At 56.4% G+C, this 26,565-nt stretch carries 22 protein-coding genes and 1 pseudogene; 14 read left to right on the top strand and 9 right to left on the bottom strand.

The genetic code is table 11. The features are described 5' to 3' along the window. Window positions 1-9 precede the first annotated feature (9 nt). From H2Z33_RS11895 to zupT, 3 genes are all read right to left on the bottom strand, one after another. On the bottom strand, window positions 10-2,454 hold the full coding sequence (locus tag H2Z33_RS11895) for a fimbria/pilus outer membrane usher protein (protein WP_063136160.1): 2,445 nt from the start codon (window positions 2,452-2,454) through the stop codon (window positions 10-12). 76 nt (window positions 2,455-2,530) lie between these two features. Beyond that, window positions 2,531-3,091 carry a fimbrial protein gene (locus H2Z33_RS11900; RefSeq protein ID WP_015571893.1) on the bottom strand — a complete coding sequence of 187 codons (561 nt, stop codon included), beginning with the start codon at window positions 3,089-3,091 and terminating at the stop codon, window positions 2,531-2,533. 265 nt (window positions 3,092-3,356) lie between these two features. Next, window positions 3,357-4,130, bottom strand: coding sequence for a zinc transporter ZupT (zupT, locus tag H2Z33_RS11905; protein ID WP_063135372.1), 774 nt, complete (start codon window positions 4,128-4,130; stop codon window positions 3,357-3,359). A 130-nt stretch (window positions 4,131-4,260) separates the two neighbouring features. Here zupT and ygiD point away from each other — a divergent pair, with 130 nt between their 5' ends. Further along, window positions 4,261-5,049, top strand: a complete 789-nt coding sequence (ygiD, locus tag H2Z33_RS11910; RefSeq protein ID WP_063135373.1) for a 4,5-DOPA dioxygenase extradiol — start codon at window positions 4,261-4,263, stop codon at window positions 5,047-5,049. A gap of 82 nt (window positions 5,050-5,131) precedes the next feature. Here the strand turns inward: ygiD and H2Z33_RS11915 are convergent, their stop codons facing one another. The 3 genes from H2Z33_RS11915 to tolC form a co-directional block, all read right to left on the bottom strand. Next, window positions 5,132-6,292 carry a glutathionylspermidine synthase family protein gene (locus H2Z33_RS11915; protein ID WP_017384039.1) on the bottom strand — a complete coding sequence of 387 codons (1,161 nt, stop codon included), beginning with the start codon at window positions 6,290-6,292 and terminating at the stop codon, window positions 5,132-5,134. 2 nt (window positions 6,293-6,294) lie between these two features. Next, on the bottom strand, window positions 6,295-6,960 hold the full coding sequence (locus H2Z33_RS11920; protein WP_003862522.1) for a DUF1190 family protein: 666 nt from the start codon (window positions 6,958-6,960) through the stop codon (window positions 6,295-6,297). Window positions 6,961-7,154: 194 nt separating this feature from the next. Beyond that, window positions 7,155-8,633, bottom strand: coding sequence for an outer membrane channel protein TolC (gene tolC, locus H2Z33_RS11925; RefSeq protein ID WP_017384041.1), 1,479 nt, complete (start codon window positions 8,631-8,633; stop codon window positions 7,155-7,157). 203 nt (window positions 8,634-8,836) lie between these two features. Between tolC and nudF the strand changes: the two genes are divergently transcribed. The 5 genes from nudF to parE are packed head-to-tail and all read left to right on the top strand — an operon-like array spanning window position 8,837 to window position 13,245. Then, complete coding sequence (gene nudF / locus H2Z33_RS11930; protein WP_045141813.1) at window positions 8,837-9,469, top strand: ADP-ribose diphosphatase; 633 nt, start codon at window positions 8,837-8,839, stop codon at window positions 9,467-9,469. Further along, the gene (locus tag H2Z33_RS11935; protein WP_003862516.1) at window positions 9,466-9,888 is read left to right on the top strand and encodes a DUF1249 family protein; all 423 of its coding nucleotides are present in this window, start codon (window positions 9,466-9,468) and stop codon (window positions 9,886-9,888) included. The genes nudF and H2Z33_RS11935 overlap by 4 nt, the downstream gene beginning before the upstream one ends. A gap of 27 nt (window positions 9,889-9,915) precedes the next feature. Then, complete coding sequence (gene cpdA / locus H2Z33_RS11940; protein ID WP_045906826.1) at window positions 9,916-10,743, top strand: 3',5'-cyclic-AMP phosphodiesterase; 828 nt, start codon at window positions 9,916-9,918, stop codon at window positions 10,741-10,743. Beyond that, the gene (yqiA, locus tag H2Z33_RS11945) at window positions 10,743-11,324 is read left to right on the top strand and encodes an esterase YqiA (RefSeq protein WP_015571888.1); all 582 of its coding nucleotides are present in this window, start codon (window positions 10,743-10,745) and stop codon (window positions 11,322-11,324) included. The genes cpdA and yqiA overlap by 1 nt, the downstream gene beginning before the upstream one ends. Window positions 11,325-11,352: 28 nt before the next feature. Continuing rightward, window positions 11,353-13,245: a DNA topoisomerase IV subunit B gene (parE, locus tag H2Z33_RS11950; RefSeq protein ID WP_017384044.1), complete on the top strand. Its 1,893-nt coding sequence runs from the start codon at window positions 11,353-11,355 to the stop codon at window positions 13,243-13,245. A gap of 85 nt (window positions 13,246-13,330) precedes the next feature. Here the strand turns inward: parE and H2Z33_RS11955 are convergent, their stop codons facing one another. After that, window positions 13,331-15,460 carry a TonB-dependent siderophore receptor gene (locus tag H2Z33_RS11955; RefSeq protein WP_015571887.1) on the bottom strand — a complete coding sequence of 710 codons (2,130 nt, stop codon included), beginning with the start codon at window positions 15,458-15,460 and terminating at the stop codon, window positions 13,331-13,333. A 384-nt stretch (window positions 15,461-15,844) separates the two neighbouring features. On the opposite strand from H2Z33_RS11955, the gene H2Z33_RS11960 reads away from it, so the two are divergent. From H2Z33_RS11960 to H2Z33_RS11980, 5 genes are read left to right on the top strand one after another with little or no spacing between them, the layout of a single operon-like run. Beyond that, window positions 15,845-16,657 (top strand): ABC transporter ATP-binding protein, encoded by an 813-nt coding sequence (locus H2Z33_RS11960; protein WP_017384046.1) that lies wholly within the window; start codon window positions 15,845-15,847, stop codon window positions 16,655-16,657. Then, a complete protein-coding gene (locus tag H2Z33_RS11965; protein WP_040118116.1) occupies window positions 16,654-17,637 on the top strand; it encodes a FecCD family ABC transporter permease in 984 nt (327 codons plus the stop codon). Before H2Z33_RS11960 ends, H2Z33_RS11965 begins: the two co-directional genes overlap by 4 nt. Beyond that, a complete protein-coding gene (locus tag H2Z33_RS11970) occupies window positions 17,634-18,674 on the top strand; it encodes a FecCD family ABC transporter permease (RefSeq protein WP_017384048.1) in 1,041 nt (346 codons plus the stop codon). The genes H2Z33_RS11965 and H2Z33_RS11970 overlap by 4 nt, the downstream gene beginning before the upstream one ends. A 9-nt stretch (window positions 18,675-18,683) precedes the next feature. After that, window positions 18,684-19,634 carry an iron-siderophore ABC transporter substrate-binding protein gene (locus H2Z33_RS11975; protein WP_015571884.1) on the top strand — a complete coding sequence of 317 codons (951 nt, stop codon included), beginning with the start codon at window positions 18,684-18,686 and terminating at the stop codon, window positions 19,632-19,634. Then, on the top strand, window positions 19,631-20,506 hold the full coding sequence (locus H2Z33_RS11980) for a MurR/RpiR family transcriptional regulator (protein ID WP_015571883.1): 876 nt from the start codon (window positions 19,631-19,633) through the stop codon (window positions 20,504-20,506). Before H2Z33_RS11975 ends, H2Z33_RS11980 begins: the two co-directional genes overlap by 4 nt. Before the next feature lie 41 nt (window positions 20,507-20,547). Here the strand turns inward: H2Z33_RS11980 and H2Z33_RS11985 are convergent, their stop codons facing one another. Continuing rightward, complete coding sequence (locus tag H2Z33_RS11985) at window positions 20,548-21,387, bottom strand: AraC family transcriptional regulator (protein ID WP_023295450.1); 840 nt, start codon at window positions 21,385-21,387, stop codon at window positions 20,548-20,550. A gap of 166 nt (window positions 21,388-21,553) precedes the next feature. Here H2Z33_RS11985 and H2Z33_RS11990 point away from each other — a divergent pair, with 166 nt between their 5' ends. The 3 genes and pseudogenes from H2Z33_RS11990 to H2Z33_RS12005 all read left to right on the top strand — a co-directional run bounded on the left by H2Z33_RS11990 (window position 21,554) and on the right by H2Z33_RS12005 (window position 26,038). Then, complete coding sequence (locus tag H2Z33_RS11990; RefSeq protein WP_047726759.1) at window positions 21,554-23,368, top strand: DUF2264 domain-containing protein; 1,815 nt, start codon at window positions 21,554-21,556, stop codon at window positions 23,366-23,368. A 31-nt stretch (window positions 23,369-23,399) separates the two neighbouring features. Beyond that, window positions 23,400-24,822, top strand: a pseudogene (locus H2Z33_RS23595) (MFS transporter). Between the two features lie 28 nt (window positions 24,823-24,850). Then, complete coding sequence (locus H2Z33_RS12005) at window positions 24,851-26,038, top strand: glycoside hydrolase family 88 protein (protein ID WP_032103344.1); 1,188 nt, start codon at window positions 24,851-24,853, stop codon at window positions 26,036-26,038. A gap of 32 nt (window positions 26,039-26,070) precedes the next feature. On the opposite strand, the gene lysM is transcribed toward H2Z33_RS12005, so the two are convergent. Beyond that, window positions 26,071-26,511 (bottom strand): peptidoglycan-binding protein LysM, encoded by a 441-nt coding sequence (gene lysM / locus H2Z33_RS12010; protein ID WP_014885249.1) that lies wholly within the window; start codon window positions 26,509-26,511, stop codon window positions 26,071-26,073. Between the last annotated feature and the right edge of the window lie 54 nt (window positions 26,512-26,565).

The following is a 26,565-nucleotide window of genomic DNA, read 5'->3' on the forward strand; positions in this document are numbered from 1 at the left end:
GATGATTTCTTACTGACACGGCAGTATCAACTGCATACTGTTTTCTAAGTGAGAAGGTAACGAGAAGCGACACTGTTGGTTGTCGCCCCATGTCACGCGAAACTGCTGTTCTGGCTCAACGGCGCCGAGCCAGACGTGGCCTTCATCGGCCACCATCCCAACCTGCAAATCGTTTGCTTCCAGGCGAACAATCGCCCCGAGCGGTGGCGTTCCTGATGACATCCGCAGAACACCTGCCACGTCCCGACCTGCACGCGTGGCAATCTGACGAAAACCAATGGCCCCCTCAGTCCAGGTTGAGGTCACGACGCGGTTGTCCACGTCCACGCCATCCGGAAGGTTGTTCATATTGATCTGCACGCTGGAGGGGGAATAGCTGGAGAATGACGGTAAAACGCCGATGCCAAAACGGTTGGTCTCATCTCGCGACATGTTCAGCGGGATATTGCCTACCCCGTCGGTGCTGACCATTACGCGGGGTTCATTACCGTAGCTGCGCCGGTGCAGCGCGGCGCCTTTCACCGTTGAGGTGAAGGAACCGCTCCAGCTTGCGCTGAGGGAGTTATATTCGTCAGCTTTATAGCTGCCGGAGAGATTAAGATCGCCGTACGCAGAATAATGCTGATAATTCCCGCTGAACTGCGCCCCGGAGTCTGGCTTCCCGCTCTCCGCGCCCGCGGAAACGCCCCAGGTGTTATTGCGATCCGACGTGTCGTACCACGACACGTTATGGCTCAGCGTGTCGCGGTTACGCAGGTCATAGTTAAGTCTATGATCGGGATCGAGCAGTACGCTGAGCGAGAGATAGAACTGAGTATCGTCACTTTCGTCTTTCTCATCGTAATGCGTTTTACTCCAGGACAGGGTTACGCCAAGGTTCTTCCAGCGGCCCATATCAAAGTTGTAGCCCGCCGTGATACTGCCGGTCGTGGAGGGTGAATCATTCCACCATGTCTGACGCAGCATATTGACGTACAGGTTCAGGGATAACGCCGAAATGTACTGGCTTGCCGTCACGCTCAGGGTTTGTTTTTCCGACTGGCGGTCACCGTCGTCATAATCAAGGTAGCGGGCGTAGCTCAAAAACTGTGGATCTGAGTAGCGGTAGCTGGCGAGCGTAAGCTGACTGCCGGTGGTATCGAAACGCTTGCTGTAGTTAATGCGATAGCTGTAACCCGTCTGGCTGCGCTGGTGTGGCAGCTGGCTGGTGGCCTGCGTGACGTCAAAAGAGAGCGCCCCCAGCCAGGCCATATTCTGGCCGATCCCGGCAGCGACGGAACGATAGCGGTCGCCATCGGCCAGCGTACCGCCATACAGGGAGGTGTGCGACAGCATGCCCCAGGAAAATTCGCCGCTCATGAAGGCGTTATCTTCAACGTCATGGGAGGCACCCTGGCGCGCTTTACCCGCCGCGAGCTTGTAGCGCACCTGACCCTTGCGCGTTAAAAATGGTACGGATTCGGCCGAGACCTGGAAGGTGCTGACGCGTCCATCCTCTTCCGTGACTTTGACGTCCAGCGTGCCCTGAACCGACTGGTTAAGATCCTGAATAACAAAAGGACCTGGCGGCACTTTACTCTGGTAAATCACGCGATCGGCAAGGCTTACGGTTACCGTGGCGTTGGTTTGCGCTATCCCGGTAATCTGCGGGGCATAGCCGCGCAGCGACCATGGCAGCATACGTTCATCGCTGATTAGCGATGCGCCGGTGTAGGTAAAGGCGTCAAAAATTGCGGACTGGAAATCCGTTTCACCCAACGTCAGTTTCGCACCGATCGAGGGCAGAGGTCGGAACATATACACGCGTGAAAAACGTCCATTATGCTCCGAGCCTGCGTCAGTATGACTTTGCGTGTACTGGTAATCGCTGCGTAGCCGCCACGCGCCCATGTTCGCACCGGCGGTGCCATAGGTATTGGCGTTGTCATTGTTGCTGCCGCTATTGGGCTGATAATGGCTGGCAAAAAGATTGTAATCCAGCAGTACGCCCGGCACGCCGTTGTCCCAGGTGGATGGCGGCATCCAGTCAACCGCACGGTATTGCAGCCACGCCTGGGGGATGGTCACTTTCAGGGTCTGGCTGCCTTGCTCAAAAGTAAATTTGATGTCTGGTCTGGCGGCGAAATCAACGCATCCCTCTTTCTCCGGCAAAGCGTGACGAATGTCATCCTGCAACGCAAAGGTATCGGTCAGCTCGGGGGGAATACAGACCTGAACGGCGTTATTTATTTCTCGCCAGCGAAGCTGCCAGCCATTTGCCAGCGGAATATCATTGACGGCAACCGTAACGAAATAGCTTCCCGGCGTAACCGATATTTGATCTTTAAACAGTGATAAATCGACGCTGCCGCGCTGATCTTTATCGATGGCGTTTATATTAAACTCGGTGGCAGAGGCAACTTTCGTCATTAACAGGGACGCAATGATGATTATCCATTGTAATTTGTATGTCATCATCCTGTTACTCGAGTAAATAGAGAGTGCCGACCGGTATGAATTACCAGTCGGCTGGTGCCGTGACGTAACAGAATTATTTGTACATCAGGACGTAGTTAGCCGTGGCTTCAACCTGGCCTGCCGTCGCAGTTTTACCTGTAGGGACTTCCATAACCGCTTTGAAATGCAGCGTCTGGGTGGTTGAACCCGCCAGCAACTCAACCTCGTTGGCCTCTCCCAGCGTGATAGCAGACTCCGCGTTATCCAGCAGACGCACCCCCACGTTCTGCGCACCGCTTGCATAGGTGTTGCTCATCAGGCTGGTATCCGCCGCGTCTGTCGCTGCGCTGGTAAAGGTCACATCCACTTTGGTAATTGGCGTGTCGGTCTCGTCTGCCGGATCGTCAAGCTGGCAGTTTTCCAGATTGATATCGACCGGAACCGGGGTAGATTTTTTGTTGGCGTTGATAACGGCCGTGGTCACTTCACCCAGATCGACTTCTTTATCAACGCTGTCTGGTGCGATACTGCACGGTGCGTCAATAACAATACCTTTGAATGTGATTTTTCCTGAGCCTTGATCATCTGCAAAAGCAGCACCCGATACAATGACTGCCATAGCCGTCGCTAACAGTAGTTTTTTACCCATATACATGAAAATATCCTTTTTCAGAGTGATTCATAATGTGAATATTAATTTCAGAATACTCGCGAAGTATACGAATTGGGGTGGGGAGACGCGATTAACATGACTTAAATTTATTTTTAGATGGTTTTAATTAATATTTGCAGGCTATTTTAAGAGGCGTGGTTTTTCAGGGTTTTAACAGGTTTATATTTGCGGGTTATTATAGGTGAAATATATAGGATTGTTTTTTTGAATAATATAAAGCCTCCGTATAAAACGGAGGCATAAATTCTTAGCCAATACCGGCCGTTTGCAGCATTACCAGACTCATCCCCATCACTGACATTCCACACAGTACGCCGTAGCTGGGGTTATTGTTGGGATCGATCTCTTTCGCCAGCGGCATCAGCTCATCGACAGAGAGCGCGACCATAATCCCGGCCACGGCAGCCATAATCGCAGCCATCACAATCGGGGAGACGAGGCTACCGAGGATCAGCCACGCCAGCACGCCGCCGAGAATTTCAGCCATCCCGGAGATACCCGCCCAAAAGACAGCCGCACGTTTTGAACCCGTGGCGGCATAAACGGGCCCGGCAACGGCAAGTCCTTCAGGAATATTGTGCAAAGCCACGGCCAGCGCCACACCAAAACCCATTTCCAGGTTGCTGCTGGCCGTGACATAGGTGGCGATACCTTCCGGAAAGTTATGCAGGCTGATACCCAGCGTCAGCAGAATGGCCGTGCGTTTGATATTGCCCGGGATGGGGGTAACGCTTTTTTGCATTAAATCCTGCGGGTGCGCGTGAGGAAGAATACGGTCGAGCGCAAAATAACCCAGCAGTCCAATGATAAACATGCCATAGCCCAGAACAGGCGACATACCTTCGGTGTGAAGCGCGGCGGGCAGCATCTCCATCAGCGAGATAAGCAGCATGATCCCGGCGGCGAAACCCAGCGAGAAGGCCAGAAGGCGATTAGAGGGTTTTTGCCCGAGTACCCCGAGGAACGCACCGATAAAGGTTGCGGCGCCCGCGAGTAAGGTCAAAATCAACGGTACTGACATGCATTCTCCTTAAGCGATATCTGACATTCAAATTTCCTGATGATGATCTTCACGGTTATCTGCGTTCATCTTCACCTGAATGCGCGTAATGTAGGCCCATCACATTGACACCTCCTCTAAGGATATCACCATGTCTTCTTCTCGTATGCCAGCACTGTTTTTAGGCCATGGCAGCCCAATGAACGTCCTGGAAGATAACGTCTATACCCGTGCCTGGCGTCAGCTGGGTGAGACGTTACCGCGTCCGAAGGCAATTGTGGTGGTCTCTGCGCACTGGTTTACCCGGGGTACCGGTGTGACGGCCATGGAAGCGCCAAAAACGATTCATGATTTTGGCGGCTTTCCGCAGGCGCTGTATGACACGCATTATCCTGCTCCGGGCTCCCCCGAGCTGGCGCAGCGGCTGGTTGATCTGCTCGCCCCTGTTCCGGTTGCGCTGGACAAAGAAGCCTGGGGCTTTGACCACGGCTCATGGGGGGTGTTGATCAAAATGTATCCGGATGCCGATATCCCGATGGTGCAACTGAGTATCGACAGCACCAAACCGGCTGCCTGGCACATGGAGATGGGGCGTAAGCTGGCTTCGCTTCGTGATGAGGGCATCATGCTGATTGCCAGTGGCAACGTGGTACACAATCTGCGTACGGTACGCTGGCACGGTGAAAATACGCCGTACCCCTGGGCAACAGCCTTTAATGACTATGTAAAAGACAACCTGACCTGGCAAGGGCCGGCCGAACGACACCCTTTGGTGAACTATCTGGATCACGACGGCGGTTCGCTCTCTAACCCGACGCCGGAACACTTCTTGCCATTGCTGTATGTATTAGGCGCGTGGGATGGTCAGGAGTTTATTACAATCCCGGTCGACGGTATTGAGATGGGGAGCTTGAGTATGCTGTCGGTGCAGGTGGGGTAAAAACATGTCGGGTGGCGGCTTCGCCTTACCCGACCTACATATTGAGCGTAGGCCCGGTAAGCGTAGCGCCACCGGGCAAGTCTTACTCGACGAAAATATGCGGGTAGAAACGCGACAGATCCTGCGTAATCAGCGCGCGATCTTCGCGAATGCCAATCCCGGCAGGCTGATCGTTAATAAGCCAGCTGCCGATCAACGTATAGCTGTCGCCAAACTTCGGCAGTTGATAAAACGCCTGGACGATCATCCCTTCTTCACCGTATGGCCCTTCAACCGCTTCCAGCGTTTTACCGTTTTCGATAATCGAGACGTTTGCCCCTTCTCGGGAGAAGATTGGCTTAACGACGTATTTCTCCATCGGTGGGAAATCATCTTCAGCAAAGTAAGCAGGCAGCAGGTTCGGGTGATTCGGGAACATCTCCCACAGCATCGGCAGCAGGGCTTTATTGGAGATAATGCTCTTCCAGGCCGGTTCCAGCCAGCGCACGCCGGCGTCTTCCAGTTTGGTAGAGAACATTTCCCGCAGCATGTATTCCCACGGATAGAGCTTGAACAGGTTGCTGATGACCTGATCCTGCATGTCCGTAAACTGACCTTTTTCACCTAAACCGATATCTTCGATATAGAGGAATTCCGTCGCCACTTCCGCTTCGGCTGCGCAGTCCTGCAAATACTGAACCGTACCGCGATCTTCTTCGGTATCGCGGCAGCAGGCGAGGTGCAACAGGTTGAAACCGTGCTGTTCACGCAGTTCGACGAAACGCTCAATCAGCTTTTCCTGAAGGCTGTTGAACTGGTCGCTGCCTTCGGGCAAGTTTCCGGCATTCGCCTGATCTTCCAGCCAGATCCACTGGAAGAACGCGGCTTCGTACAGGGAGGTTGGCGTATCCGCGTTGTTTTCTAAAAGCTTCGGTTCACCCACGCCATCCCATGCCAGATCGAGGCGAGAGTAGAGCGAAGGCTGGTTCGTTTTCCAGGACTGACGAACAAAACTCCAGGTGTGCTTCGGAATGCGGAATTTGGTCATCAGCTCATCGCTGTCGATGACTTTTTCTACTACCTTCAGGCACATCTGGTGCAGCTCTGCGGTTACCTCTTCAAGCTTTTCGACCTGAGCGAGCGTGAGCTTATAGTAAGCATCTTCACACCAGTACGGCTCGCCGTACATGGTGTGAAAGTTGAAACCGTATTCGGTGGCTTTTTCGCGCCAGTCCGGGCGCTCAACAATACTGACTCGTTCCATGATCACCCGCCCATTGAGCGAGTTGAGGAGCCGGTCGCACTACGCTGCATGGTGGTTTGTTTGGCAACAGACTCACCAAAGCCGCCACGGGTAATGGTGCTGGTGGTGGCTGGTTTCGGCGCCATTGCGGTTTTCGGTACGGTCATCGTACGGCCTGGCGTTGCAGCACCGTAACCCTTGCCGGTGGCATCGGTGTATTTACCGTAGGCCGGGCTGTTCGGGTTTTTGGAGCTAAACAGCGGCTGCTGCTGGTAGCCCGCACCGCCGCTCATCAAACGGCCCATCATATAACCCGCCATCAGCGGCATCCAGAAGCTGCCGCTGGACTGTGCCTGCGCCTGGTTTTCCGGTGCCATACCCGCCTGAGCAGGTGCCTGCTGGCACTGGCCTTCACCGAATTCGGCTACACAGTCTTCGCGAGAGGCATATTTCGGCGCGGTACGTTCCGCTTCTTTGAGGGCGTTGTTATAGGCCGTCGTACACTCAGCGGCTTTACCGGTTGCGCTCGCGCAGTCGTCGGCGTTTTGATACAGCGAAACCGTTTCGTCGTTTTGCTCACAGCCTGCCAGCATAAAGACGGCGGTGACCGCCAGCGCGACAGGTGTCAGGTGGCGTGCGTTCCAGCTTTTGCGGAACGACGCGTGATTCATCGTTTTTGTCCGTTTCATATTTGTCTTCCAGGACCCAGTGGTAATAACGCTCAGGATAGAGGATGAGTGGTTGAAAATGAAGCGAAGAGGGGCGAAATGCGGGGGATCTTTACGTTGGCTTACGTTCAGGTGTGATTTTGCGCCGGGTGGCGCTGTGCTTACCCGGCCTACGGTTAAGTAGGCCCGATAAGCTCAGCGCCATCGGGCAAGGCTTAATGACGGAACGGATTCGTACCGCTGCTGGCAGGTGCGGTGCTACGCGCTGCCGCTGGCTGCGCAAGCGGGGCGCTGCTGTTAGGGGTGAAATTATCAACGGCGGCATCCTGCTGTGGATTTTCCGGCGCGACGCTGTCAGGCGACGTAGGGACCGGTTTGCCTAGCGTGCTGTTCAGCATTTGCAGATCCTGCTCGTTCAGCGTACCCAGCGCCTGCTTGATGTTCAGCTGGTTAATCAGATACTGATAACGTGCGCTGGAGAGCTGCTGTTTCGCGTTATACAGCGTGGTCGTTGCGTCTAACACGTCCACGATGGTACGCGTACCTACGGAGTAACCCGCTTCGTTCGCATCCAGTGAGCTCTGGGCAGAGACGACGGCCTGTTTATAGGCGTTGATGCTGCTGATAGAGGCATTTACGTTGTTGTAGGAAGAACGCACGGTCTGCACCACGTTGCGGTGTGCGCTTTCCAGCTGCTCACTGGCGCCCACAAAGTTGTACTGCGCCTGTTTCACCTGAGAGTTAACCATCCCGCCCTGGTACAGCGGCAGAGAGAAGCTGAGACCCACTTTGTTCTGGCCAACGTTGCTGTCGTCATAGGCCTGAGAGGTCGTTTTAGACCCGCTGTAGCTGGTGTCCGATACGCCGGTAGAGGCGCTCAGGCTCAGAGTTGGCAGGTGACCATCCTGTGCAAGACGGATCTGCTCGCGCGCCAGATCCTGGCTCAGGCGTGCCTGCAACAAGGTCAGGTTGCGGTTTTCCGCTTCTTTCAGCAGGGCGTTAACCGCCTGCGGTTTGTCCGTTTTGAAACTGTCCACGTTCAGAGAGGCCAGCTCAGGATAGTAGTTACCGGTGACCTGACGCAGTGCTTCCAGGGCGTTGTCGAGGTTGTTACGTGCGGTCACTTCGTTAGCCAGTACGGTATCGTACTGTGAACGGGCATTCTGCACGTCAGTAATGGCGACCAGGCCCACGTTAAAACGCTGGGTGGTTTGATCTAACTGACGGTAAACCGCCTGTTTCTGCGCTTCGGTGTAGGAGAGGGCGTCAATCGCGCTCAGAACCTGGAAATAGGCGGTCGCGGTATTCAGGATCAGCGTCTGCTGATCGGTCTGATAGGTGACATCCTGAATGCCGGCGCTCTTTTCCTGCAAGCTCAGTTCACGCCATTTGGACATGTCGAACAGGGTTTGTGTAAGCTGTAAAGAGGCGCTGGTGGCATTCGAATCGATGCCATTGTTATCGCGAAAACCGTTAGTGTAGGTATAATCTGCACCTAAGCCTAACTGCGGCAGCAGTGGACTACGTGCTTCGTTAATCTTTTCAAACGCAGCATCACGATCGGCCGCTGATTTACGTAAATCAGGGTTGCCCAGACGTGCCTGCTGGTAGACCTGTAACAGGTTTTCTGCCTGGCTCATTGCACTGAAGCCCGTCAGGCTCAGGCCGATAAGGATGGGGAGCAATTTCTTCATTTGCATTCCTTGTTGTGAAGCAGTATTAGCGCTGATCTAATTAAAAATAATTGCCGATTCTAACAGAATCATCCACACCAAAAGGTTGGCGTAACGTGCCATCTGGCGGTAATTTGCTCCAATCTACCATATAGCCATACAAACGGCAGCCAAACAGCCTTGAAATTCACAATTTCATCACCATTGCTACCAGGACTCGACCGATGCAAAAACCAGAAAACGTGCCTGTCACCTTCGCCAAAAACGATGTAGAAATTATTGCACGAGAAACGCTTTATAGCGGTTTTTTTTCAATGGAACTTTACCGTTTCAGGCATCGTCTGTTTAACGGTGAGATGAGCGGTGAAATCAAACGCGAAATTTTTGAGCGCGGGCATGCGGCTGTGTTGCTACCCTATGACCCAGTGCGTGATGAAGTGGTGCTGGTCGAACAGGTGCGTATTGCGGCTTATGATACCAGCGATACGCCGTGGTTGCTGGAGATGGTGGCCGGGATGATCGAAGAAGGTGAGTCGGTCGAAGACGTCGCTCGCCGTGAGGCGCTGGAAGAGGCGGGCCTGGCGATCGGCCGGACGAAACCGGTGTTGAGCTACCTGGCAAGCCCGGGTGGGACAACGGAACGTTCATCTATTATGGTGGGCGAAGTGGACGCCAGGACAGCGGAAGGGATCCACGGTCTGGCAGATGAAAACGAAGATATTCGGGTTCATGTGGTGAGTCGGGAGCAGGCTTACCAGTGGGTAGAAGAGGGGAAAATCGACAACGCAGCGTCTGTCATCGCCCTGCAATGGCTACAGCTGCATTATCAGACATTACGACACGAGTGGAAAAAATGAAGCGTTATACACCTGACTTCCCAGAAATGATGCGCCTGTGCGAAACCAATTTCGCCCAGCTGCGCCGCCTGCTGCCGCGAAACGACGCGCCCGGCGAAACGGTGAGCTATCAGGTGAGCAACGCGCAGTATCGGTTAACGATAACAGAATCAACGCGCTACACTACGCTGGTGGAGATTGAGCAAACGGCGCCGAGCATCAGCTACTGGAGCCTGCCGTCGATGACGGTACGTCTTTATCATGACGCGATGGTCGCTGAAGTGTGTTCAAGCCAGCAGATCTTTCGCTTTAAAGCGCGGTATGATTACCCGAATAAAAAGTTGCATCAACGCGACGAAAAGCATCAAATTAACCAGTTTTTAGCCGACTGGCTAAGATATTGTTTAGCACATGGAGCAATGGCGATTCCGGTTTGTTAGCGTCATAAACCTACCTAAGGACACCATTTGGAAAGCCTGTTGAACCTGACTGTTGCTGGTGGGGCGCCAGTCAGGATATTACAAATCACCGACACCCACCTTTTTGCCGAAAAGCATGAGACGCTTCTGGGCGTGAACACCTGGGAGAGTTATCAGGCGGTTCTTGACGCGATCCATGCTGAAAAGCGGCCATGCGATCTGATCGTCGCGACGGGCGATCTGGCGCAGGATCAATCCTCCGCAGCCTATCAGCATTTTGCTGAAGGGATTGCGAGCTTTAGCGTGCCTTGCGTCTGGCTACCGGGCAATCACGATTTTCAACCCGCTATGTACAGTTCGCTTCAGGATGCGGGGATTTCACCGGCAAAATGTGTCTTTGCGGGGGACCAGTGGCAAATTCTGCTCCTCGACAGTCAGGTGTTTGGCGTTCCGCACGGTGAGTTGAGCGACTATCAGCTTGACTGGCTGGAGACAAAACTGGCCGCCGAACAGAATCGCAATACGCTGCTGTTGCTGCATCATCACCCGCTGCCGGCGGGCTGTAGCTGGCTCGATCAGCACAGCTTACGCAACTCTGCGGCGCTGGACGGCGTACTGGCGAAATTTCCGCGCGTGAAAAATTTGCTGTGCGGGCACATTCACCAGGAGCAGGATCTCGACTGGAATGGTCGCCGCCTGCTCGCGACGCCCTCTACCTGCGTGCAGTTTAAGCCGCACTGCGCCAACTTTACGCTGGATACCATCGCACCGGGCTGGCGCTGGCTGGAGCTGCATGCCGATGGCTCGCTGACCACCGAAGTTTGCCGTCTGGTCGGGGCTCAATTCCGCCCGGATACCGCTTCGGAAGGCTATTGATGTCGACGCTTCTCTATCTGCATGGGTTTAACAGCTCACCACGATCGGCGAAAGCGACGCAGCTTCGCCAGTGGCTGAGCGCGAATCATCCCCACGTGGAGATGATTATTCCGCAGTTGCCCCCTTATCCGGCGGATGCGGCAGAGATGCTGGAATCGATCGTGCTTGAACACGGCGGCGAATCGTTTGGCGTTGTCGGGTCGTCGCTCGGCGGCTACTACGCCACCTGGCTGTCGCAGTGCTTTATGTTACCCGCTGTCGTCGTCAACCCGGCGGTCCGGCCATTTGAGCTGTTAAGGGACTTTCTTGGCGAAAACGAGAACCCCTACACCGGCCAACAATATGTGCTAGAGTCACGCCATATTTACGATCTCAAAGTTATGCAGGTCGACCCGCTTGAAGCGCCCGATCTTATCTGGCTGCTGCAACAGACGGGAGATGAAGTGCTGGATTACCGCCAGGCAGTGGCGTATTACGCATCCTGCCGCCAGACTGTAGAAGAGGGCGGTAACCATGCTTTCACGGGCTTTGAAGATCATTTCACCCAGATTGTCGATTTTCTTGGACTGCACAGCCACTGACAATCAATGCGAATTGCTAGCTTAAATCATGACGCAAACCTATAACGCTGATGCCATTGAGGTACTCACCGGGCTTGAGCCGGTTCGCCGCCGCCCGGGGATGTACACCGATACGACGCGCCCAAACCACCTGGGCCAGGAAGTAATTGATAACAGTGTGGACGAAGCGCTGGCAGGCCATGCCAGACGCGTGGACGTTATCCTGCACGCCGATCAGTCGCTGGAAGTTATCGACGACGGCCGCGGCATGCCGGTAGATATCCACCCGGAAGAGGGTGTTCCCGCCGTTGAGCTGATCCTCTGTCGTCTGCACGCGGGCGGTAAGTTCTCCAACAAAAACTACCAGTTCTCCGGCGGCTTGCACGGCGTGGGGATCTCCGTGGTTAACGCCCTGTCAAAGCGCGTGGAAGTGAACGTTCGTCGCGATGGCCAGGTGTATAACATCGCGTTTGAAAACGGCGAAAAAGTGCAGGATTTGCAGGTCGTCGGGACGTGCGGTAAACGCAACACCGGCACCAGCGTCCATTTCTGGCCTGACGAAAGCTTCTTCGACAGCCCACGCTTTTCCGTTTCTCGCCTGACGCACCTGCTGAAAGCCAAAGCGGTGCTGTGCCCGGGCGTGGAAATCACCTTTAAAGATCACGTAAACAACACCGAACAGAGCTGGCGCTACGAAAAGGGTCTGAACGACTACCTGTGCGAAGCGGTTAACGGCCTGCCGACCCTGCCGGAAAAACCGTTCGTCGGGAATTTCGAAGGTGACACCGAAGCGGTGGACTGGGCGCTGCTGTGGCTGCCGGAAGGCGGTGAGCTGCTGACGGAAAGCTACGTCAACCTGATCCCAACGCTGCTCGGCGGGACGCACGTCAACGGCCTGCGTCAGGGGCTGCTGGATGCGATGCGCGAGTTCTGCGAATACCGCAACATTCTGCCGCGCGGCGTGAAGCTTTCCGCAGAAGATATCTGGGACCGCTGCGCCTACGTGCTCTCAGTGAAGATGCAGGATCCGCAGTTTGCCGGTCAGACTAAAGAGCGCCTGTCGTCACGCCAGTGCGCGGCGTTCGTCTCCGGCGTGGTGAAAGATGCGTTTACCCTGTGGCTGAACCAGAACGTTCAGGCCGCAGAAATGCTGGCTGAAATGGCGATCTCCAGCGCCCAGCGTCGCCTGCGCGCGGCGAAGAAAGTGGTGCGTAAAAAGCTGACCAGCGGCCCCGCGCTGCCGGGCAAGCTGGCGGACTGTACCGCCCAGGATCTCAACCGCACCGAGCTGTTCCTGGTGGAAGGGGACTCGGCAGGCGGATCGGCCAAGCAGGCGCGCGATCGTGAATATCAGGCGATCATGCCGCTCAAGGGTAAGATCCTCAACACCTGGGAGGTCTCGTCTGATGAAGTGCTGGCCTCGCAGGAAGTACACGACATCTCCGTGGCGATCGGCATCGATCCGGACAGCGACGATCTGAGCCAGCTGCGCTACGGCAAGATCTGTATCCTCGCGGATGCGGACTCCGATGGTCTGCACATCGCCACGCTGCTCTGTGCGCTGTTCGTGAAGCACTTCCGCACGCTGGTGAAAAACGGTCACGTCCACGTGGCGCTGCCGCCGCTGTACCGTATCGACCTTGGCAAAGAAGTCTACTATGCGCTGACGGAAGAAGAGAAAGCGGGCGTGCTGGAGCAGCTCAAACGCAAGAAGGGCAAACCGAACGTTCAGCGCTTTAAAGGGCTGGGCGAGATGAACCCGATGCAGTTGCGTGAAACCACCCTGGATCCGAACACCCGCCGTCTGGTGCAGCTGACCATCAGCGATGAAGACGAACAGCAAACCAACGCCGTGATGGATATGCTGCTGGCCAAGAAACGTTCTGAAGACCGACGTAACTGGCTCCAGGAGAAAGGCGATATGGCGGATATAGAGGCCTGATGTCCCCTCACCCTAACCCTCTCCCACAGGGAGGGGGTTAGGATCGTAGGCCCGGTAAGCGTTAGCGCCACCGGGCTTTTTTACGTCAAAACTCCATCTTCACCGTAAACTGCACTTCACGCGGGTCGCCAATCTGGTTGCCCAGGTTGTTGGTCGCAATCGACGACGTGTAGTAGGTCTTATCGAACAGATTCTTCACGTTCACCTGTAGCGTCACCGGATATTGCAGCTTCATTTTGTACGCCGCAAATGCATCCGCCACGAAATAGCCCGGCAGATAATAATCCGCACCGTTAGTCGCTGAGCGGCGGCTTACGCCGTGCCCGCCGCCGCCAATTGTCAGCGTATTCCCGGCAAACGCATTGTGAATATCGTACGTCAGGAACAGGGAGCCGGTATGGCGCGGTACGTTCGGCAGCGGTTTGCCCGCGTAGTCCGGGTCTTCCAGCACCTTCGCATCGGTATAGCCGTAGCTGGCGATAATGTTGGTGTTCTCGGTCAGCGATCCGGCGAGATCCACTTCGACACCCTGCGAGCGCACGCGGCCCGCGGTTTTGGCGACGGTTTCATCACCGACGCTCTCGGTGTACAGCACGTTGCGCTTGTGGATATCAAACAGCGCGATGTTGGCGGTAATGCCGTCGAACAGGTCGAATTTAGCGCCTATTTCATACGCGTTCGACGTTTCCGGCGGCAGGTCGCCGATGTAGCTCGCAATGGACGACTGCGGCATAAACGTCTGGGAATAGTTGGCAAACAGGGAGACTGCCGGCGTGAGCTTGTATACCAGGCCCAGCTTCGGCGTCCACTGGTCGTCGCGGCTGTCGGTGTTGACGTTAAACGGACGGCCTTTGCCCGCGTACTGGGTGTAATACTGGTAGCGCAGTCCGGCAACGGCGATCCATTTATCGGTCAGGTACAGCGCGTCCTGCGCGTAGGCGGAGTAGCTCTCCTGCTTGATGGTTTGATCGCTGTCGGCTGCCGAGACGGTGGTGCACTTGCCGAGGCTGCCGTAGCTCGGGTTGTAAATATTGAAATCCTTAACGTTCTTACAACGGATCATGTCCGTGCGCAGCAGATCGTAATTTTCATACGACACGCCGGTCAGTATCTCATTGTAAAAGCCCGCGATGTCCACGTTCCCCTGCAAATCTGCCCGCGTTGTGTGCATACGCTGGGTCGAACCCTGGGTCGCATCCACGCGGCGGGTCAGGTTGCCGGTTTTTGAATCGTAGGCCATCACGCGAGCCTGGTTATCGCTGTACTTATCCTGGCTGTAGCTGTAGTCGAACTTCGCGGTCCACTGGCTGTTGAGCCGATACTCCGCGTTAAGCTGAGCGAGGTCGGACTGACCGTCGGTCACGTTAAATGGCTCATCAAAGCGGGTTTTGCGATCGACGTCGACGGCCTTTTTGGTGTTGAGATCGAAGATCGTTCCGCGATCGAACGGCGTTTTATAGTCGCGATGCGAATAGAGCACGGTCACGGTGGCATCATCGCCGAACCAGGTCAAAGACGGGGCGATAAAGGTGCTGCGTTCGGTGCCGAAATTACGCCAGTAATCCTCGTCCTGATACTCCCCCGTCAGGCGATAGGCCAGACGCGTACCTTCAATTGGACCGGTGACGTCAAACTGTCCGCTACCGCCGCCAAAGCTGGTTGATGTGGCAGAAATCGAGCCGCCGAAGGTTTTCTCCGGGCGTTTGGTCACCACGTTAATCAGGCCGCCGGGGTCGAGAATACCGTAAAGGGTCGAGGCCGGGCCTTTTAGCACCTCCACGCGCTCGGTTGCGGCATTGAAGCTGCGCGGCAGCACGGTGCGCAGGCCGTTGGTCATGATCGAGCCATCGCGGTTTGCGCCGAAGCCACGGCGCACGAAGGCATCCTGCGTGCCGCCCAGGGTGTTGGTCTGCACCACATTGCTGACGTTATACAGCGCCTCGTCTAGCGTGGTCGCGTTTTGGTCTTCCAGCACTTTATCGCTGACGGTATTGACCACCTGCGGGATGTCCAGCATCGGCATGTTGGTCAGCGTGGCGGTGGAGGTGTTCAGGGGCTGATAGCCGCTGGTGGCGTCGGTGGAAGCGTAAGGATCGGCAGTGACGGTAAGCGTCTCACCGTCTTTTGCTGCTGCGTGCACCAGAGGCGCCATGAACAGGAGTGAAAAGAGCGCGCGCCCTTTTACCCCGGCGAATGAAGGTGTGAACTTAGCCATTACATCTGTTTTCCCAAAATATCCTGCGATGAAATGCTCGCGGAAGAATGTGTGAGTCATTGCCCTTACGGTCTGTCCGTTAGCCTCTACGGCATCGGACTTGTAATTGAGAATCATTCAAGCATGAGGGCATGTAGTAGTAAATGGAATAAATAAAAATTTCGCTACAGAGGTTTCTCTCTGGCTAACACGCTTCGATTTATTGTTTAAGGTATTGAAAATAATCAATAAAAATGAATTTTAATTTGTGCGGTGATGCTCAATTATCCCTGGGTTTTACAGGGTGTATCTTCGCTTGACTACTACATGGAGCGGCGGCAAACTCACAAAAGAGAATGAGTTTTATTTTTATTTGTTGGTTTTTTTTCTTACGTTGGCGTTCACGTGGCTCACTACATCAAAAAGCCGGGACTGGTTCTTGAGAACCTCTCCGCGGGTTACCAGAAAAAAATCATCGTTGATGATATCTCCCTTGCGATCCCCCAGCAGAAAATGACTGTTCTGGTGGGCGCAAACGGCTGCGGAAAATCGACGCTGTTAAGTACCCTCGCACGGCTGCTTCAGCCGCTCGGCGGCAGCGCGGTGCTGGACGGCAAAGCCATCCACTCGCAACCAACCAAAGCGGTCGCCCGCCAGCTCGGGATCCTGCCGCAGTCTCCGCTGCTTCCAGAAGGGTTAACCGTATTTGAGCTGGTCTCGCGCGGACGTTTCCCCTGGCAGAACGTGATGCGCCAGTGGAGCGAGGAAGACGAGCGGGCCGTGGAAGAGGCGTTACGCCTGACCGGAACGGCAGAGTTTGCCCATCATCTGGTTGAAAGCCTGTCCGGCGGCCAGCGCCAGCGCTGCTGGATCGCTATGGTGCTGGCGCAGCAAACGCCCTATATCCTGCTGGATGAACCCACGACGTACCTCGATCTTCGCTACCAGGTGGAGATCCTCGAACTGCTGCACACGCTGACGCGCCGGCACGGGCGCACCGTGGTGGTGGTTCTGCACGATCTCAACTTCGCCGTGAATTACGGTGATTCGCTGGTCTTTTTACGTCAGGGAAAGGTTGAGGGGGTACTGCATGAGGGCGACGCCTGCACGCCGGAGCTGATCAAAGCGGTGTTTGACGTCGACGTGCATATGTCGGTTAACCCGCTGACTGGCAAGCCGTTCTTTATGCCGTTCCGTCAGGCTGACGACAAACCATGATGCGCACATCTGTGGCCTTTATTCTCTTTACGCTGCTGCTTCTGGCAGGCGCGATTGCGCACCTGAGCATCGGGGCGCGCGTTATCGCCCCCCGGACGGTAGTAGACGCATTTTTCCACTTCGACCCGCGCAATTTTGAGCATAGCGTGATCGTCAGGCTGCGCTTGATGCGGCTGTGCGCCGCCCTGGTGGCGGGCGCGGCGCTCGGCATCGCGGGCGTGCTGCTGCAATCAGTGATCCGCAACCCGCTCGGCGAGCCGCATATCCTGGGGCTGAATGCAGGGGCGGCGCTGGCGGTGGTGCTGACGAGTGCCCTCGGGCTGTCGCTGCCGTTTGGCCGCCCTCTGATAGCCGCAGCTGGCGCCGCCGCGCTCTTTTTGCTGGTGCTAACGTTCTCCTCATCCGGGCGTACCGGTCTCACGCCGATGAAGGTCACGCTGTGCGGCGTGGCAATGTCGGCATTTGCCTCATCGATAACCGCCACGGTGTTGATTCTGGATGAACAGACGCTGCTGGCCATGCGGACCTGGCTTGCGGGGGATGTGGCGGGAGTCATCGGCGAGACGATCGCTAGCGCCGCGGGGGCCGCTGCCGTGGGTTTTGCGCTGGCGCTCTGGCTGTCGCCGTCGCTGAACATGCTGGCGCTGGGCGAGAGAATGGCGCAGGGGCTTGGCGTGTCGCTGCTGAAAACGCGCCTGCTCGCGCTGCTGGCCATCGCCCTGCTGTGCGGCGCGGCGGTTTCAGTTGCCGGACCGATCGGGTTTATCGGACTCGTGGTGCCGCAGCTGATTCGCCGTCTGGTATCGGTGGACCTGCGCGTGATGGTGCCGCTTTCAGCCCTCTGCGGGGCGCTGGTTCTGCTGATGGCGGATATCGCCGCCCGTACGCTGTTTACGCCGTATGAGCTGGCAACCGGCGTGATGACTGCGCTGGTCGGCGCGCCGGTCTTTATCCTTATGGCGTCAAGGATGTTCAAATGAACCGGGCTGGATTGAGGGCAGTACGATTTTTCTCCTTCTCGGCGCTGGTTCGCCCGAGGGCGCTGCTGTATCTGGCCGTATTATCGCTTGCCGCTCTCCTGCTGCTAAGTTTTGGCCTGACGCACGGTTCGCTGCCCATTCCTGCTTCCGCCATCGGACGTGCGCTGTTTTATCCTGAACGTCTGACGGCGGATGCGCATTACATTGTGATGGATATCCGCCTGCCGCGCCTGCTGATGGCGGTGCTGTGCGGCGCGATGCTCGGCATGGCGGGGGCGGCCATGCAGTCCATTACCCGCAACGGCCTTGCTGACCCCGGTCTTATCGGCGTGAAAGAGGGCTGTAGCGCGGCGGTGCTGCTGCTGATTTTTCAGTTTCCGGGATTGGGGCCGTACTGGCGTCCACTTATCGGCATGGCCGGTGGGCTGCTGACCGCGCTGCTGGTAGTGGCGCTGGCGCGTGATATCTCGCGCCCGCGATTCATCCTGATCGGCATCGGCGTGTCATGGGCGTTTGCCGCCGCGATGGGGGTCTTTATGACGACCGCCGACGTGCGCGACGTCCAGACGGCGATGCTGTGGCTGGCGGGGAGCCTGCATACGGCAAGCTGGACGCTGGTCAGCATCGCTGCTGCCTGGACAGTGCCAGCGTTTGCGCTGCTGCTCTTTACCGCACGCGCCGCAGACGTAGCCTTGCTCGGCAACCACACTGCGACGGGGCTGGGCGTGCGGACTTCACGCCTCGCTCTGCTGCGCGTGTTTGCCCCCGTGGTGCTCACCGCGGCCTGCGTCTCCTGCGTGGGGAGTATCGGCTTTGTCGGGCTAATTGCTCCGCACATGGCGCGCCTGCTGCTGCGCGGAGGGCAAACGGCACTGCTGACGGGAAGTGCCGTACTGGGCGCGCTGCTGGTGCTGCTGGCGGATAACGTCGGGCGGCTGGCATTTCTCCCGTTGCAGCTGCCGGCGGGAATTGTCATTTCACTGATTGGCGGACCGTTTTTCCTGCTGCTGCTCTGGCAGCGTCGGGATCGATTTTAGGGGATAAAAATGCGCGTATTTTTTGCAATGCTGGTGCTGGTGGGTTTTGCTGTAGGAGCCGCAGAGCCAACGCAGACGTTTACTGACGACCTGAACCGCAACGTGGTGGTGCCGGTTAACCCGAAGCGGATTGTGTCCCTGCACGACCTGGATATCACCATTCCGCTGATCGAGCTTGGCGTACCGCCGGTTGCCAGCCATGGCCGCACCCGACCGGACGGCAGCCATTTTCTGCGTTCCAGCGGTATGCTGACGGGCATCGATTTTGATAATTCCGACATCACATTCATCGGCACCGCGGATATCGATATTGAAGCCATCGCTGCGGCGAAGCCGGATCTTATCATCACCGAGCCGACCCGCAACACGCCGGTCGAACAGCTGGAAAAAATTGCCCCGACGGTGAGTATCGATCACCTCGACGGCGGTGCGCCGGAGATCTACCGCAAGCTGGCGCAGCTTACCGGGACAGAGGCGCGGCTGAAGATTCTGGAGCGTCGCTATCAGGAGCAGATCGAGGCGCTAAAGGCGACCATCGATACGAGCAAACTGACCGTCTCGGTGATTCAGGCCAATCAGGGCAAAATCAACGCCATGCACAGCTACCACTCGCTTGGGCGCGTGCTGCGCGACGCAGGGTTCAGGTTCCCGCCGCTGATTGAGAGCATCCCGGAGGGCGGGCGCATCGACGTCAGCGCCGAGCGCCTGCCGGAGCTGGATGCTGATTTTGTCTTTGCCACCTGGCGCGGGGACACCGGCGGAAAACCGCAGGACGAGCTGGCGGCGATGGATGCGGTGATGCCGGGCTGGTGTCAGTTTCTCAACGCCTGCCGAACCGGGCATTACGTGCTCATCTCCCGCGAGGAAGCGATCTCAAATTCATTTGCCTCGCTGGGGCTGATGGCCGCGCAGGTGCAGTCGCAGATAGCGGGCCGTCCGCTGCCGGAGGCCGCACGATGATCCGAAAAATTGATGTCTACGGCGACCGCCTCCGCTCGCGGGCGCACCAGCTGACGCCGCGTCTGCTGCAGGTGGCGAGCTATATCAATGAAAATCGTGAAGCGGTTATGGAGCAGACGGCAATGGAGATTGCCGCTGTGCTACACACCTCGGACGCCACCGTGGTGCGTGCCATTCAGGCGCTTGGGTTTGGTGGGCTGCGGGATCTCAAGCAGACCCTGGAGCAGTGGTTTGGCCCGGTGGTCACCTCCAGCGAGAAGATGTCCACCACGGTAAACACGCTTACCAGCGACGTCGACGCGAGCATCGATTTTGTGCTGGAAGGCCATCAGCACACCTGCGCGGTGTTGTCCGAACCGGGCAACCGCTACGCGATGGCGCAGGCCGTGTCGCTGCTGGCGCAGGCGAGACAGGTCGCTATTTTTGGCATTGGCGCATCCGGCATTCTGGCTGAGTACACCTCGCGACTGTTTAGCCGTATAGGCCTGCCTGCGATCCCGCTCAACCGCACCGGTATTGGCCTCGCCGAACAGCTGATTGCCCTACAGCGCGGTGACGTGCTGGTAATGATGGCGCAAAAATCCGCGCACCGGGAGGGGCAGACCACGCTGCGCGAAGCGAAGCGCCTGGGTATTCCCACCATTTTGCTGACCAACGCCACGGACTCGCGCTTTAGCAAAGAGGCAAGCGTAGTGATCCACGTCCCGCGCGGTGGCGAGAAGGGCAAAATCCCGCTGCACGGCACGGTGCTGCTGTGCCTGGAGATGATTATTCTGTCCGTCGCCTCCACCGAGCCGCAGCGCACCATCAAGTCGATGAAGCGCATCAACGAGTTACACCGCGGATTAAAGCCGGGGAAGAAGAGCGGATGATCTTCCCCCTCTCTCCGTGGGAGAGGGCTGGGGTGAGGGCGTCAAACCGCACGATGGTTCTTCCTGTACTGCAACGGCGTCTCGCCAATCCCCTTTTTAAACGCGCTGATAAACCACGTCACGTCGGAAAATCCCGCCTGTGCGGCAATGTCACGCACGCTCGAATCCGTGTGGAGTAAACACTCGCACGCCTTACGCAACCTTAGCGTGTTCAGGTAGTCGTGAATTTTTTCGCCCGTTTCCGCATGGAATCTTCGCGATACGTAACTGCGTGATTTACCCAGCTCTTCGGCCAGCGCATCCAGACGAAATTTCTCCTGATAATGCTCGTCGAGCCAGAACATTACCTGGCTGGCGATCCCCTGGCTGTTGCCCGGCTCACCGTCGCGATCGTCGGGGAGCATCGCGAACAGGCCGATCAGCAGGCTGGCGATGCTCTCGCCGTTCATCGGCGGTTTATAGCAGCTAAACAGATGGTCGATATGGTGGTGACAGTGGGCTAAATCGGCGACCCACGCTTCGCCGCCACGGCGTGACAGCCGCTCCAGGCGCTGCCGGGTCTGGGGAAAATCCCGCAGGATCTTCAGCACCGCGTGCTGGTCGAGATGAATAATGGTGCGGCGGTAAATTGCCTCCGCCTGTTCGTCCACCATGACCTTGTGCAGCGTAAAAGGCGGGAAGAAAAACAGTCGTCCGGGGCGCATGGTGTAGTGACGATTATCGACAATCGCCACGCCAAAGCCCTCTTCCACATAGAGGATCTCCAGACACTGATGCCAGTGATGGTAGCGCACCGTATTGGCAAACAGGCGGCTGAACGAGGCCACGGTATCATTCAGGGCGATCAGTTCCAGAAGGTCGGATGTCGGCGTGTCGCGCATAGTGCAATAAAACTCAACTTTTTCCCGTCTGATCGTCTTTATAAACCACCTTTTTAAATTTTCTCAACTGGAGGTTTATTCATCGTTCATGCCTGTGACATGGCTAACATTTCTGCCCCTTGCGGATTCACTATGCTTTGCCGCAGTTGATTACGAGGGCGAACCGATGTGGGCGGCAAACAAAGAAAAATCAAATCCGTTGTCTTCACGCCAGGAGGTAGTGGCGTCGTTGAATGCACTTTTACAGGCGCTGGACACGCAATTTCCGGCGAACCGTTCACGATTCCCGCTGGGCGACACCTGCGCCCATTACACAGCGGATATTGCGCAGATGGAGGGACTTTCTCGCGCGCTGTGGGGGCTGTTTCCGCTGATGGCATCTGGCGAAAGCACGCCGTTCAGCGAGAAGTACCTTACTGCCATTAAGCTTGGTACCGACCCGCAAAGCAGCGGCTACTGGGGTGAAACCGGCCCGTACGATCAACGTCTGGTGGAGATGGCGGCCTACGGTCTGGGGCTCGCTCTGCTGGGGGATAAACTCACCGCGCACTTTACCGGGCGCGAGGTGATGAACCTGCACGCGTGGCTCAACCAAATCACCGACGCGCAGATGCCGGACAGCAACTGGAACTATTTTGCCATTATGGTCCAGCTCGGCTTTAAGCGCGCCGGCCTGCCGTACGATCGGGCCGCCATTGACCACCGCTTTGCGCTGATGGACGCCTACTACCTCGGCGACGGCTGGTATTCCGACGGTCCCGGCCGCCCGAAAGATTACTACATCTCCATGGCTTTCCATTTCTACGGCCTGATTTACGCCACGCTGAGTGACGACGAGGCGAGGGCGAAGGTGCTGCGCGAGCGCTCGCGTCTGTTCGCGGAAGACTTTATCTACTGGTCCGCCGCCGATGGCGCCTCGGTGCCGTTTGGCCGCAGCCTGACCTACCGCTTTGCCATGGTTGCCTTCTGGAGCGCGGTGGCCTTTTCTCAACTGGACGTCTTCACCCCGGGCATCGTGAAGGGCATTGTGCTGCGGCATCTGCGCTGGTGGCAGCAGCAGTCGATTGTCGATCGCGACGGTATTCTTACCCTGGGGTTTGCGTATCCGAACCTGGCGATGTGCGAGGATTACAATTCCCCCGGTTCACCGTACTGGGCGCTGAAAACCTATCTGATCCTGGCGCTGCCGGAAGCACACCCGTTCTGGCAGGCGGAAGAACAACCGCTGCCCGCGCTTGCTGAAAAACATGTGATTCCGCATGCGCAGCAGATCCTGATGCATTCGAAAGATTCGCAGCACGTCGTCATGCTCACCGCCGGTCAGCTGGAGCTGAACAACTACGTCAACACCGAAGCGAAATACACCAAATTTGCCTACTCCAGCCGCTTCGGATTCACCCTTGAGCGCGGGCGTTTTGGCCTGAAGCATGCCGCCTGCGATTCCATGCTGCTGCTGGCGGACGGAGATGACTATTTCCGCGGTCGTCGCGAGTGCGACGAGGTTCGGGTGGATGAAAATTACATTTTCTCGCGCTGGTCGCCGTGGCGCGACGTGCAGATTGCGACCTGGCAGATCCCGTTCGGGGAGTGGCACCTGCGCCTGCACCGTATCAACAGCGCGCGCACTCTGCAAACCGTCGAGGGCGGCTTTGCGGTGATGAAAACCGCCCATCAGGTGCGCGAACGCGGTTGTTATCTGTTGGCTGAAAACGGCAGCAGCGTCATTGTCGATCTTTCGCCGATCATTCAGCGCCAGCCAGACAGCATCGTCACGCCGCCGAACAGCAGCATTATGTTTGCGGAGTGCGCCTCCATTCCGCTGTTAAAAGCTGACCTCCCGCAAGGGGAAAGCTGGCTCTGTTGCGCCGTTCTGGCTGGCGGAAAACAGCCCGCTGCGGCGACGCCGCAGCTGAATATAACCCATAACCAGGTCGTGATTAGCGAACCCGGAAGCGAACGTAAGCTGGCGTTCACATTATAAAAATCTGGCCCTACACCCCGGCGAGGATGATATGAAAAGCACATCGACAACCAACAGAACTGAATATTACAAAATCAGCAGCTTTATCTTTCTCTATTTCTTTACCTGGTCTGCCAGTATTGGTCTGCTGGCGATCTGGCTCGGTCAGAAAGCCAACCTGAGCGGATCGGTGATTGGAACCGTCTTTGCGGTGAACGGGATATTCTCCGTTATTCTCAAGCCGATCTACGGCTATATTCTCGATAAGATCGGCATGAGCAAATATCTGCTCTATTTTGTGGTGATCATGTCGGCCCTGATGGCGCCATTCTTTATTTATGTTTACCAGCCGCTGTTAATGTCTAATACCCTGCTGGGGATTATTATCGGCGCGCTCTATTTAAGCTTTGCCTGGTACGCGGGCGTGGCGGCGTGTGAATCCTATTCCGACCGCTTTAGCCGTTTGAATGGCATGGAGTTCGGGCAGATCCGTATGTGGGGATCGCTCGGCTGGGCGGTGGCGTCATCTTTCTCCGGCCTGCTGTTCAACCTCTCACCGGCGTATAACTTTATTCTCGGCAGCGTGGCGTCGGTGGTGATGCTGATTGTCCTGCTGAGCCTGAAAGTGAACACTAACTCCGCTCACGCAGGCGAGGTGCTGACGAAAGAGAAAATAGCCCCGTCTGACGTTTACGCCCTGCTGTGTACTGCACCCATTTTGTTGGACGATGAAATGGAATAGTCCCTGATATGTCAAAGCCAAAATACCCCTTCGAAAAGGGTCTGAGTCCAATTGAATATCGAACCCAGACCTATGTGCCTCGTGTTTAACTGTCCAACTTTTTGGGGTCAGTACACTGCGTAACCGCAAATTCTGGGCTTTCTGCCTGTACGTGGCGGGCGTGGCGTGGATGATGTTTATCGCTGAGCAGCAATTCTCGCGCTATTTCGTCACCTTCTTTGATGATATTCATGAGGGCAACGCCGTATTCGGCTATCTCGGGACCGTACAGTCGGGCATGGAATTTGTCATGTATATGGTGGTCCCGCTGTTTGTGAACTTTATTGGCGCCAAACGCGGGCTGTTAATTGTCGGGCTGGTGGTTGGGGCGCGTCTGATTATTTCCGGCATGTGTGATTCACACCTGTTAATTTCAGTGCTTAAGCCGCTGTACGGTCTGGAAATTTGTCTCCTGCTGGTGTCGGTATTTAAATATATCGCCGAGCATTTCGACAAGCGCGTCAATGCCACCATGTATTTACTCGGCTATCAGGCGATGCTCTACGTTGGCAACGTGGTGGTCTCTTCCCCTGCCGGCTATATGTATGACCGTATTGGCTTTGAGCACACCTATATCATCATGGGCGCAACGGCGCTGACCTTTACCCTTATTTCTGCTTTTACGTTATCCGCCTGTCAGAGCAAATGGCGCGGGGCTCGTGCGCTGAACGTAGCAGAAACGTCAACTCGATAAATTACGCCGTCAAAGAAGGAACCGAAATATGTTAAGTCGTATCAAAGAAGAACGTCTGCCTGTTATCGCTGCGCCCGTTGACTCCCGCGCATTCAGCGATGAACTGAATTCGGCGCGCAGCCACGTTCTTGACCTGATTAGCCGTCATTTAACGGAGTTCGGCGACAAATTCCCGGCGGAAACCTGCCAGAACGGTTTTTATCCGCTGACTGACAACGTGGAGTGGACCACCAGCTTCTGGACCGGGCAGCTGTGGCTGGCATGGGAGATGAGCGGCGAGGAAAAATTCCGCGCGATGGCGGAAAAACACGTGCGCTCGTTTGGCCTGCGCATCGCCGGGCGCAACGACACCAACACCCACGATTTAGGCTTCCTCTACACGCTCTCCTGCGTAGCCGCGTGGCGGCTGACCGGAAACCGCGAGGCGCGCGGCTTCTCGCTGCTGGCGGCGGAAGCCCTGCTGGAACGCTTCCACGAGAAGGCGAAAATCATCCAGGCGTGGGGCGATCTCTCCGATCCGGAGCAGGCCGGGCGGATGATCATCGACTGCAACATGAACCTGCCGCTGCTCTACTGGGCAACGGAGCAGACGGGCGATCCGCGCTTTGCCGACGCCGCAAAAGCGCACGTCATGCAGGCCGCGACGTACCTCATTCGTGACGATGCCTCCACCTTCCACACCTACTATATGGATGTGGCAACCGGCGCACCGCGCTACGGCAACACCCAGCAGGGCTACGCCGACGACTCCTGCTGGTCGCGCGGGCAGGCTTGGGGCATTTACGGTTTCCTGCTGAGCTATATCTATACCGGCGACGAAACGATGATCGCCCTGTCAAAACGGCTGGCGAACTACTTCCTCAATCGCCTGCCGGAAGACTACGTCTGCCACTGGGATCTGGCGCTGGTGGGCACCGACGCACTGCGTGATTCTTCCTCGGCGGCAATTGCGGTGTGTGGACTGCTGGAGCTGGTGAAACATCTGCCGGTTACAGATCCGGATCGCGAACGTTACCTCGAATGGGCGAAAGGGATTATGTCCTCGCTGACAAAGCACTATCTGATGGGCAAAGAAGAGAAGGGCAACGGGCTGCTTAAGCACTCGGTGTATCACCTGGCGAGCAATAAAGGCGTGGATGAGTGCGCGAGCTGGGGCGATTACTTCTACGTTGAGGCACTGGTGCGTTTTACGCAGAGCTGGAAACTGTACTGGTAAAAACAGTCGGGGGGTAACCCCCGACTTATCGATCACGCTTTCGGAATACGCAGCGTCTGACCGGGATAGATCTTATCCGGGCTGGAGAGCATTGGACGGTTAGCCTCAAAAATCTTATTGTACTGGTTGGCATCGCCGTACACGGTTTTAGAGATTGCGCTCAGGGTATCGCCGGATTTCACCGTATAGTAGGTGGCTTCATCTTTGGCATCTGTTGCGGTGATATTGTTCTCCACTTCGCTGACGCCCGCGATGTTGCCGACGGCGACCTGGATTTTTTCTTTCTGCTCCTGCGTCAGCCCGTCGCCCGTCACGCTGGCCTTGCCGTCAGTGACGTTAACCTGAACCTTATCGGAACCGGGAATGTTGAGTTTCTTGAGGTGCTCGGTAATTTTGTCGCCCTGACCTTTATGATCGGTCAGGTTATCCCACAGCTTTTCGCCTGCTTCTTTTACGAAGTTAAAAAGTCCCATTCCATCCTCCTGTTAAACATGAAGTCAGAATAAGCATAGCAGTTGAATGTTAAG

Origin of the sequence: Enterobacter sp. YSU (assembly GCF_016082135.1) — a bacterium.
GTDB classification, from domain to species: domain Bacteria; phylum Pseudomonadota; class Gammaproteobacteria; order Enterobacterales; family Enterobacteriaceae; genus Enterobacter; species Enterobacter hormaechei_C.